This is a genomic window from Streptomyces sp. NPDC054956 (assembly GCF_053609185.1).
Window position 1 is genome coordinate 1 of sequence record NZ_JBSGXB010000286.1, and the last position, 9,881, is coordinate 9,881.

Below are 9,881 nucleotides of genomic sequence, written 5' to 3' on the forward strand. Positions count from 1 at the left end.
CGCTTCCGCCGCGGGGGCAGCGCCCGCCGCGGCAGCAGCGCCCGCCGCCCCCGCCTCCCCGGAGGCATAGGCGGTGCTGCCGATCGACGTGGCCGCGCACGGCAGCCGCTGGCGCGCCCGGCACCCACTGGAGAAGGCCCTGCTCGGGATCGGGCTCACGGTCACCGCCGTGTGCCTGCCGCCCTGGCCGGGCGGGCCGCTCGTGGCCGCCGCCACCCTCGCCGTGCTGCTCGGCCCCGCGGGGGTGGCCGGGCGGCAGCTGTGGCGGGCCTTCCGCATCCCGCTCGGCTTCTGCTTCACCGGGGCGCTGCCGCTGCTGTTCGCGGTCGGCGGACCGCAGGGGTGGGTGGCCCTGGCCCCCGACGGGCCCCGGCACGCCGCCGAGCTGCTCCTGCGCACCTCGGCGGCCTCCCTCGGGCTGCTGCTGTTCGCCTTCACCACCCCGGTCTCCGACGTGCTCCCCCGGCTGGTCCGGGCCGGGGTGCCGGCGCCCGTGGTGGACGTGGCCCTGGTCATGTACCGGATCGGCTTCCTGCTCCTCGACTCCATGGCCCAGGTCCGCCGGGCCCAGGCCGCCCGCCTCGGGCACACCGGCCGGGCGGCGGTGTGGCGTTCCCTGGCCGGGCTCGCCGCGACCTCCTTCGTACGGGCCTTCGACCGCGCGGCCAAGCTCCAGTCGGGCCTGGCCGGACGCGGCTACGACGGCGCGCTGCGGGTCCTCGTACCGGAGGCGGCGCTGTCGTGGCGCTTCCTGACGGCGTCGGCGGCCCTGCTGGCCGCCGTGATCACCCTGACCCTCACCCTGAAGGGGCTGTACCTGTGAACCCGCCTGCGACCCCCCTGATCGAGCTGGCCGGAGCGGGCTACGCCTACGAGGACGGCCCCGCGGTGCTGACCGGCGTCGACTTCGCCATCGCCCCGGGCCGGGCGCTGGTCCTGCTGGGGCGCAACGGCAGCGGCAAGACCACGCTGATGCGGCTGCTGAGCGGGGGCCTGCGGCCCGGCACGGGCACGCTGCGGCTCGACGGGACGGCGGTCGCGTACGACCGCGCCGGCCTGACCCGGCTGCGCACGTCCGTCCAGCTGGTGGTGCAGGACCCGGACGACCAGCTCTTCGCGGCCTCGGTCGAACAGGACGTGTCCTTCGGCCCGATGAACATGGGGCTCTCCGTTCCGGAGGTCCGCGCCCGGGTGGACTCGGCCCTCGAAGCCCTGGACATCACGGCCCTGCGGGACCGCCCCACCCACCTCCTGTCCTACGGCCAGCGCAAGCGCGCGGCGATCGCGGGGGCGGTGGCGATGGCGCCGCGCGTGCTCATCCTGGACGAGCCGACGGCCGGCCTCGACCCGGACGGCCAGGAGCGGCTGCTCGCCGTCCTCGCGGGCCTGCGGGCCTCCGGGACGACGGTGGTCATGGCCACCCACGACGTGGACCTGGCGGTCCGCTGGGCCGACGACGCGGCGGTCCTGACCCCGTCGGGCATCCGCTTCGGCCCGGCCGGGACCCTCCTGTCGGACCCGGACCTCCTCGCCTCGGCGGGCCTGCGCGCGGCCTGGTCCCCGGCGGTGGCCGCGCTGTTGCGGGCCCACGGACTGCTGGCGGCCGACGCCCCCGGACCCCGTAATCCGGAGGCGCTGGCCGCCTGGCAGTAGGTAGGTTCACGCGGATGCGCATACGCGAGGCGACCTCCGGGCCGAAGTCCCTGTTCTGGGAGGGCGACGACCTCGTCGACCCCGTCGGCGGCTTCCGCCGCTGGACCCCGGACGGCCGGGACCACGGCCGCCGGTTCACGTTCCGCTTCCCCTTCGACCGGGCGGTCCGCTCCCCTTCGGGGCGCTGGACGGTGGTCCACGAGGAGCGCGGCACCAAGGCGGTCCTGCTGGACGGCGTGCGGATGGCGCGCGAGCTGAACCGGAGCCACTACCACGCCGAGGACTACGACTACCCGGTCGCGCTCGGCGCGCTGCCGGACGGCCGCGAGGTGCTGGTGCACTGTCCGGAGGAGTACAACCACCTCGTGGTCGAGGACGTGGCCACGGGCGAGCGGCTGACCCCCGCCGAGCGGGATCCGAAGGACATGTTCCACTCCCGGCTCGCGGTGAGCCCGGACGGGCGGCGGCTGCTGTCCGCGGGGTGGGTGTGGCATCCGTTCGGCGAGGTGTGGGTCTTCGACCTGGCCGAGGCGCTCGCCGGTGCCGCCGAACTCGACGGCTGGGGCCGGGTGTCCTACCCGGAGGGGGTTGAGGGCGAGGTCGTCGCCGCCTGCTGGCTCGACGGGGCCCGGGTCGCCGTCGCCACGGGCGACGAGTCCCTCGACGAGGAGGCGCCCGTGACCCTCGGCCCGCAGGAGATCGGCGTGTGGTCCGGCGCCGAGGAGCGGTGGACCCACCGCTCCCGGCTCGGGTTCACCGCCGGGACGCTGCTCGCCTGCGGCGGCGACCGGGTGGTCAGCCTCTGCGGGCACCCCCGCCTGGTCGACGCCACCGACGGCACCGTCGTCGCCGAATGGCCCGAGGTCCCGGTGCCGCGCCGGGTGGGCTCGTACGGGGTCACCCACGTCCCCACGCCGGTCGCGGCCCTGCACCCCGACGGCACCCGCCTGGCGATCGCCCTGGAGACCGGCATCGCGGTGCTCGATCTCCCGCAAACCTAGGATGGCCGCATGTCGCTCCCGCACGCCATCCTCACCGCCCTGCTCGAGAAGCCCTCGTCGGGGCTGGAGCTGACCCGGCGGTTCGACAAGTCGATCGGGTACTTCTGGTCCGCGACGCACCAGCAGATCTACCGCGAGCTCGGCCGGCTGGAGGAGGCAGGGCTGATCCGGGCGCTGCCCAGCGAGGTGCCCGTACGGGGGCAGAAGAAGCAGTACGAGGTGCTGCCCGCCGGGAGCGGGGAGCTGGTCCGGTGGGTCGGCGCGAGCAACGACCCGAAGCCGGTGCGCGATCCCCTGCTGCTGCGCATCCGGGCGGCCGCGGTGGTCGGCACCGGGGGCCTGGGCGAGGAGCTGCGGCGCCATCTGGCGCTGCACCGCTCACAGTTGGCCGTGTACGAGGGCATCGAGGAGAAGGACTTCCCGGCCGGCCGGGACGCGGACGAGGACCGGCTGCGCCGGCTCGTGCTGCACGCGGGGATCGGCCTGGAGACCTTCTGGCTGCGCTGGCTGGAGGAGGCCCTGGCCGAGGTCGAGGACATGGCCGGGGCGGCGCGGGACACGGCCGGGCCCGAGGCCTGACGCGGCTGACCCGCCCGCGGGCCTGACGCACCCCCGGCCCGGCAGGGGCCGGGGGCGGCGCGGGGCTTACTTGTTCAGGGAGGCCCAGAACTCGTCGAAGCTCAGCAGGCCGTCGGAGTTGGTGTCCTTGGAGGCGATCACGGCCTCCGCGACGGGGCCGGTGACGAACGGGTCGCCCATCTCCGCCATCGCCGAACGGAACTCGTCGGCCGTCACGAAGCCGTCACCGTTCACGTCGAACTTGCCGAACGTCGTCCGTGCGCTCTCGATGTCCGCCACTGGGTCCACCCCTTCTTGGTGCTTGTTGACCGGCTCAGGGTAGCGGCACGCCCCGCCCCCTCACGCCCCGGGTCCCGTTCGAGCGGCAGATAGAAATTCAATTACTCTTCCGTAGTGCGGAAGCAATAATTCCGGCCAACAATTCAAGCCCCCACTTGTCACGCTCCGGGGCCACCGCATAACGTAGCGACATTGCCGCCACACCGGGAGCGCAGGGCTCCCAGGGACAAGCGGCAACAAGGGCGATCACACAGGTGACGATCACAGCTGACGCATCATTCGAAGTTCTGCCCTTCACCCGCACCTGCCGCCACATCTGGGAAGATGGCGACCATGTGCTCATCGGAGTGAGTCCTGGAAACAGCTACTTCAGTTCCGAGCGCATCACGAGCCTCGCCCGATGGGCCACGACCCGCTTCGCACAGGTCGACTTCGTCTACGCAGACCTCCACGTGGACAGGATGTTCGCCGCCTTCGGCTACACCCCGGAACACGCGGAGAAGCGCGCGACGAAGGAAATAAAGGCAGTCCGGCGAAGGATTCTCAAGGGCGTGGAGGAATCAGGACCTCCGCACGCCGAGATCCGCGTGAGGGCACTTTCAGAGTTCCAGACGAATCCCGTCTACCAACTCCTGCACCGACGCGTTCTCCATTTCCTGGAGACCGACGACGAATTCCGCAAGGGCTGCGAGGAAATGGCCCTGCATTTTGTCGGCTCCAAGTTGCCGGAAGGTGAATCCATCACCGACGCACAGTTGCAGGTGTGTTTCGATTACATGGCGGCCGAGCTGCCGTTCTTCATCGACACCCCAAGCATTCTCGACGTGCCGTCCTCGGTGGCGGCCTACCACGTCAAGATGCCGATGACCGACGTCCTCTTCGCGCGCGGTGGGGGACTGCGCGCGACGAGGAACCAGGCGTACGCCGTCGTGAGGCCCGAGGCGGGCGAAGACGTACGGACCAACCCGAACGCGCAAACGCACACCGCACCAGTCGAAGGGACCGTCGATGAGCGTCGAGCAGCTTGAGGGCACCGACCCGACCGGTGGGGCCCTCCTCGACTTCCCGCTCTCGCGGCGCGGTGACGTGCTCCCCGAGGAGTGCACCTGGCTGCGCGAGAAGGCGCCGGTCGCGAAGGTCCGCACCCTCACCGGGGACCCGGCCTGGCTGGTGAGCAGCTACGCGCTGGCCAAGCAGGTGCTGGAGGACGAGCGCTTCAGCCTCAAGGACACGGCGAACGCCGGCGTCCCCCGCCAGTACGCGCTGACGATCCCGCCCGAGGTCGTCAACAACATGGGCAACATCAACAGCGCGGGGCTGCGCAACGCGGTGATGAAGGCGCTCAACCCGCGCCAGAAGGGGCTGCAGGACCGGCTGCGCGCGAAGGCCGGCGAGCTCGTCGACCAGCTCGTGGCAGAGGGCGGGCCGGCGGACCTGCGGGCGGGGTTCGCGGACCCCTTCTCGGCGGCCATGCACTGCCAGGTGCTGGGCGTGCCGTTCGAGGACTGGCGCCGCCTGATGTCGGGGCTGGACGTCGCGTTCATGACCGCGCGCGAGCCGTTCGCCGACTCGGCGCTCAACTGGTACAAGGACGTCGGCTACTTCGAGGAGCAGCTGAGGGCGCAGCTCGCGCTTCCGGCCGAGGAGCGTACGGGGCTCCTCGGCAGGTTCGCCGAGCTGAAGGAGGCGGACCCGGAGTCGGCGCACCTGACCGACGACATGTTCGCCACGGTCGCCGTCTCCCTCTTCGGGGCCGGCGCGGTCTCCACCTCCGCCTTCCTGACCCTCGCGGTCCTGGCGCTGCTGCAGAAGCCCGAGCTCATCGGGTACCTGCGCAAGCACCCGGAGCGCATGGGCAAGGCCGTGGACGAGCTGCTGCGCTGGAACCTGTCCGTCGGTGACGGCCTGCCGCGCATCGCGATGGCGGACATCCAGGTCGGCGACGTCCTGGTCGAGGAGGGCGAGCTCGTGCTCGTCCTGCTGGAGGGCGCCAACTTCGACCCGGAGGCCTTCGAGAACCCGGACGAGCTGAACCTGGAGCGCGAGGGCGCCAACCCCAACCTCGCCTTCGGTGCCGGCCGGCACTTCTGCCCGGCGTCCGCGCTGGGCCGGGCACACGCCGAGATCGCGCTGGAGGTGCTGGTCGAGCGGCTGCCCGAACTGCGCCTCGCGGTACCGGCGGAGAACCTGGTGTGGCGGACCGGGTTCATCAAGCGACTCCCGGAGCGCCTCCCCGTCGCCTGGTGACGGTGACGGTGACGGTGTGACGGCGAGTTCATGAGCGTGCCCCGGGAGCTGTGCGAGCCCCCGGGGCACTTTCGCGTGACCGGCGCCCCTGGCGTCCCCGGCGTCCCCGCTAGCGGAAGATGCCGGTGTGGCCGAGCGAGTAGCGGCCGGGCTGCGGGTACACGGCGAGTCCGTGCGGTCCGCCGCCCACCGGGATCTTGGCGAGCTGCTTGCCGCTGGTGGTGTCGATCGCGTAGACCTCGGAGTTGTAACGGCCCGACAGCCACAGCACCTTGCCGTCGGCGGAGACCCCGCCCATGTCGGGGCTGCCGCCGTCCGGCAGCTCCCACTTCTTCGTCAGCTTGTTCTGGGTGAAGTCGAAGACGGAGACGGACCCTTCGCCCCGGTTGGAGACGTACATCTCCTTGGAGTCGCGGCTGACGTACAAGCCGTGGCAGCCCTTTCCGGTGGGCAGGAGCTTGGGGGTCTCGAACTTGTCCCCGCTGAGCACCCACATGCCGTGCGCCATCATGTCCGCGACGTAGAAGGTCTTTCCGTCCGGCGAGACCTTGACGTCCTGCGGCATCGCGCCCTCGAACGGCAGTTTCTGCTGGCCGATGACCTCCATCTTCTCGGTGTCCACCTTGAGGAGTTCACCGGAGAACTCGCAGCTCACGATGAAGTAGCGGCCGTCGGCGGAGAAGTCGGCGTGATTGACGCCGAAACAGGTCACCGGGACGGTTTTCACGCGGTTCATCGTGTGCGGATCGCGGAAGACCAGTTCCTTGTCCATCGAGGCCATGACCACCGCGTACTTGCCGTTGGGCGTGAAGTACAGGTTGTACGGGTCGTGCACCTCGACGGGCTTGCCGGCCTCGCCGGTGGCCGGGTTGATCGGGGTGAGCGTGTGGCCCCGGTTGTTGTTGACCCAGAGGGTCTTCATGTCCCAGGAGGGGACCACGTGCTGGGGCTGGACCCCGACCGGGATGGTGTCGATGACCTTGTACGTGACGGGGTCGATGACGGACACCGTGTTGGAGCTGGTGTTCGGCACGTAGACGCGCGACGGGAAGTCCTTGACCACCGGGGAGAGCCTGTTCGGCCGGTCGGCCGCGTACACGTCGTTCGGATCGAGGAGCGGCGGCATCCCGGCCAGGCCCGGGGGCACGGCCGGCACGACCTTGGCGGGCACGGCCGGCCCCTTCGAGCCGAGCGCCTCGGCGGGTCCCTTCTGGGCTTTCCCGCAGCCGCTCAGGGCGGCGGCGAGGACCAGACCGGCCAGCAGCACGGTGGCCTTCCGGGGAAGGCGGGTGGTCGTCATGGGGTCAGCAGCTCCGTGGTGGTCACCGCGCGCAGTTCGCGGCGCGCGAGTTCTTCGAGGAGGGGCGGCATCGCGTCGACCGTGTCCGCGTAGCCGAAGTGCAGGCTCACCACCGATCCGCCTTGGATCGTCCCGATGACGGTGCGGATGACGGCCGCGGCACCGGGCGAGGTGAAGTCGAGGGAGTCCACGTCGTAGGAGAGGACGTGCGGGTAGCCGGCCCGCTGGGCCAGTTTCCGGACGAGCGGGGTGGCGTACTGGGTCTGGGACGGCCGGAACCAGGTGCCGATCGACCCGGTCAGCCGCTTGAGCCGGTCGGCGCAGCCGGTGATCTCGGCGTACGCCTGCGCCTCGGGCAGGGTGTTGATCGCCAGGTGGCGCTGGGTGTGGTTGCCGAGCTCGTGGCCGCCGTCCAGGACCCGGCGGGCCATCTCCGGGTGGGCGTCGAGCCAGGCGCCGATGGCCAGTACGGTCACCCGCGCGCCCGCGCGCTCCGCCTCCGCGAGGACTGCTTTGGCGATGGCGGGGTCGCCGTTGCCGTGGAAGGTGAGCGCGACGTCCGGGCGGCCGCGCGGACCGTGCCCGATCTCGACGGGCTGCCCGGCGAACCGGCGCGGGGCGGGGGCCGCCTTGCCCCGGGTCGCCGCCCTGTCCGGCGCGGCCTTCGCGGGAGGCGCGGACGGGGCGGAGGCCGTCGGGGCGGTACGGGCGTCCTTGCCGCAGGCGGCGGTGAGGGCGCCGGCGGCGGCCGCCGCACCGGCACGGAGGGCGGATCGGCGGTCCGGGTAGCAGAGCACCTGCCCATTTAAGGGGTGGTTGCCCGCACAGGTAATGATTGACCCATTTCGGGACCTTCGACGGGGACCATCCGACCGGAGCACCGTCCACTATGTGATCAACGATTCACTCAGAGCAGCGGATACTTATTCAATGATTACGAGGCCAGTGGCCCAGCTCACCTAAGATTTAGGTGGAAACTCTTAGGATATGCACACTTATGTCCAACTTGGGACTTTTGGCATTTGGTCCCTCGTCTGCCATAGTCGGAATCACGGCTTCCCGTTGACCCGAGCGAAGTCCCCTGCCGAGGATCACACCCCCTTCGATCCTCGGCACCACCATGAAACCCCCGCAGCGCCCCACCAACGGCGACAGGGGGTTTCTGCGTTTCCGCGCCCGACGGCTCAGCGGTCGGCCACGCGCATCTCGAACCAGGTGATCTTGCCGCGCGGCAGCAGGTCCGCGCCCCAGCGGTCCGAGAGCTTGTCCACGAGGAACAGCCCGCGGCCGGTGGTGTCCATCTCGTGCACGGGCATCAGACAGGGCAGCCCGCGCGAGGGGTCGCGCACCTCCACGCGGATCCAGCCCCGGCGCCTGAGCATCCGTAAACCGAACGAGCGGGCCCCGGTGTGCCGGACGGCGTTGCCGACGAGCTCCGAGACCAGCAGCACGGTGTGCTCGGCGATCTGCGGTGAGAGGCCCCAAAGGCGCACCACCACGCACTGGGTGAGCCGGCGCGCGGTGCTCGCCGACTCGGGCATGGACGGCAGTGTCACTTCCGCCTCGGCCGGGTTCCCGTACAACTCCATTGCTTTGAGGCCCTGTTCGTCCTCCAGGGCCGCCGTGAGCCGTACGGCGGAAGCGCTGTTGCGCTGCCGCGGCTGTTCCACACCCTCCAGACCCGCCATGCACCCATCATGGACGGCCGGTACGGCCGTCCGGGCCGTTCCGCAGGAAAACACCCCCCGGAATCATGCCTTCCGAGGGGGTGCTCCGGCATATGCGTTCGGCAACCGGAGGGCGGTTGCACGCACCTGACCTGCGGTGACGTACCGCAAGGCGGTGATCACGCTGAGTGGATCAACTTTTCCTCTTAAGGTTCTCTTAAGGCCTGGCTAATCCACCCACAGGGAGGACGCGACTCCGCGACTAGAGGAACTTGGCCTTGCCCGGCCCCTCTTCGACGAAGCTGCGCATCCCGCGCTCGCGGTCCTCGGTGGCGAACAGGCCCGCGAACCAGCCGCGTTCGATGGTCAGCCCGGTGTCGATGTCGGCCTCCAGGCCGGCGTCCACGCACTCCTTGGCGGCGCGCAGCGCGAGGGCCGGACCCTGCGCCAGCTTGGCGGCCCAGGCGTACGCCTGCTCGTACACCTCGGCGGCCGGCACGACCCGGTCCACGAGGCCGAGGGTGAGCGCCTCGTCGGCCTTGACCATGCGGCCGGTGAAGATGAGGTCCTTGGCCTTGGAGGGGCCGATCAGCCGGGACAGCCGCTGGGTGCCGCCCGCGCCCGGGATCAGGCCGAGCAGGATCTCGGGCTGACCGAGCTTCGCGTTGTCGGCGGCGATCCGGTAGTCGGCGCACAGCGCCAGTTCGCAGCCGCCGCCCAGGGCGTAGCCGGTGACCGCGGCGACGACGGGCTTGGGGATCCGCGCCACCGCGGTGAAGGCGTCCTGCAGTCCGCGGGACCGGGCGACCATGGCCGCGTGGTCCATCGTCTGCATCTCCTTGATGTCCGCGCCGGCCGCGAACACCTTCTCACCGCCGTAGATGACGACCGTGCGGACGTCCGCCCGGTCGGTCGCCTCCACCGCGAGCTCGCGCAACCGGTCCTGGGTGGCGATGTCCAGGGCGTTCATGGGCGGCCGGTCCAGCCGGATGACGCCGACGCCTTCGGAGACTTCGAGAGAGATGGTCATACGGGGAAGGTTAGCGCCGGTTAACGCCAGGTGGCCCGGTGCTGTGGGTCACAGCACCCGGCCACCACGACGAACTACCCGGGGGGGCGACGTGTTACACACCGCCCAGTACAATTTACAGCCCG

Annotated in this window: 11 protein-coding genes; 6 read left to right on the plus strand and 5 right to left on the minus strand. The window is 70.9% G+C overall.

Features of this window, described 5'->3' with window-relative positions; genetic code table 11:
- Positions 1-73 precede the first annotated feature (73 nt).
- From cbiQ to ACWGDE_RS31245, 4 genes are read left to right on the plus strand one after another with little or no spacing between them, the layout of a single operon-like run.
- Positions 74-823 carry a cobalt ECF transporter T component CbiQ gene (gene cbiQ / locus ACWGDE_RS31230; RefSeq protein WP_453392391.1) on the plus strand — a complete coding sequence of 250 codons (750 nt, stop codon included), beginning with the start codon at positions 74-76 and terminating at the stop codon, positions 821-823.
- Positions 820-1,653 (plus strand): energy-coupling factor ABC transporter ATP-binding protein, encoded by an 834-nt coding sequence (locus ACWGDE_RS31235; protein WP_453392392.1) that lies wholly within the window; start codon positions 820-822, stop codon positions 1,651-1,653. The genes cbiQ and ACWGDE_RS31235 overlap by 4 nt, the downstream gene beginning before the upstream one ends.
- Positions 1,654-1,667: 14 nt before the next feature.
- Entirely contained in the window at positions 1,668-2,654 is a 987-nt protein-coding gene (locus ACWGDE_RS31240) for a hypothetical protein (protein ID WP_453392393.1), read from the plus strand.
- Positions 2,655-2,663: 9 nt separating this feature from the next.
- Entirely contained in the window at positions 2,664-3,233 is a 570-nt protein-coding gene (locus ACWGDE_RS31245) for a PadR family transcriptional regulator (RefSeq protein ID WP_453392394.1), read from the plus strand.
- 66 nt (positions 3,234-3,299) lie between these two features.
- Here the strand turns inward: ACWGDE_RS31245 and ACWGDE_RS31250 are convergent, their stop codons facing one another.
- Positions 3,300-3,512, minus strand: coding sequence for an EF-hand domain-containing protein (locus tag ACWGDE_RS31250; RefSeq protein WP_453392395.1), 213 nt, complete (start codon positions 3,510-3,512; stop codon positions 3,300-3,302).
- Positions 3,513-3,766: 254 nt separating this feature from the next.
- Here ACWGDE_RS31250 and ACWGDE_RS31255 point away from each other — a divergent pair, with 254 nt between their 5' ends.
- Positions 3,767-4,540 carry a tRNA-dependent cyclodipeptide synthase gene (locus tag ACWGDE_RS31255; protein ID WP_453392396.1) on the plus strand — a complete coding sequence of 258 codons (774 nt, stop codon included), beginning with the start codon at positions 3,767-3,769 and terminating at the stop codon, positions 4,538-4,540.
- The gene (locus tag ACWGDE_RS31260) at positions 4,521-5,759 is read left to right on the plus strand and encodes a cytochrome P450 (RefSeq protein ID WP_453392397.1); all 1,239 of its coding nucleotides are present in this window, start codon (positions 4,521-4,523) and stop codon (positions 5,757-5,759) included. The genes ACWGDE_RS31255 and ACWGDE_RS31260 overlap by 20 nt, the downstream gene beginning before the upstream one ends.
- Positions 5,760-5,868: 109 nt before the next feature.
- Here ACWGDE_RS31260 and ACWGDE_RS31265 read toward each other — a convergent pair whose 3' ends face one another.
- The 4 genes from ACWGDE_RS31265 to ACWGDE_RS31280 form a co-directional block, all read right to left on the minus strand.
- Positions 5,869-7,059, minus strand: a complete 1,191-nt coding sequence (locus ACWGDE_RS31265) for a YncE family protein (RefSeq protein WP_453392398.1) — start codon at positions 7,057-7,059, stop codon at positions 5,869-5,871.
- A complete protein-coding gene (locus tag ACWGDE_RS31270) occupies positions 7,056-7,856 on the minus strand; it encodes a polysaccharide deacetylase family protein (RefSeq protein ID WP_453392399.1) in 801 nt (266 codons plus the stop codon). Before ACWGDE_RS31270 ends, ACWGDE_RS31265 begins: the two co-directional genes overlap by 4 nt.
- 387 nt (positions 7,857-8,243) lie before the next feature.
- Entirely contained in the window at positions 8,244-8,747 is a 504-nt protein-coding gene (locus tag ACWGDE_RS31275) for an ATP-binding protein (protein WP_453392400.1), read from the minus strand.
- 241 nt (positions 8,748-8,988) lie between these two features.
- On the minus strand, positions 8,989-9,756 hold the full coding sequence (locus ACWGDE_RS31280) for an enoyl-CoA hydratase/isomerase family protein (protein WP_254384317.1): 768 nt from the start codon (positions 9,754-9,756) through the stop codon (positions 8,989-8,991).
- Positions 9,757-9,881: the final 125 nt, after the last annotated feature.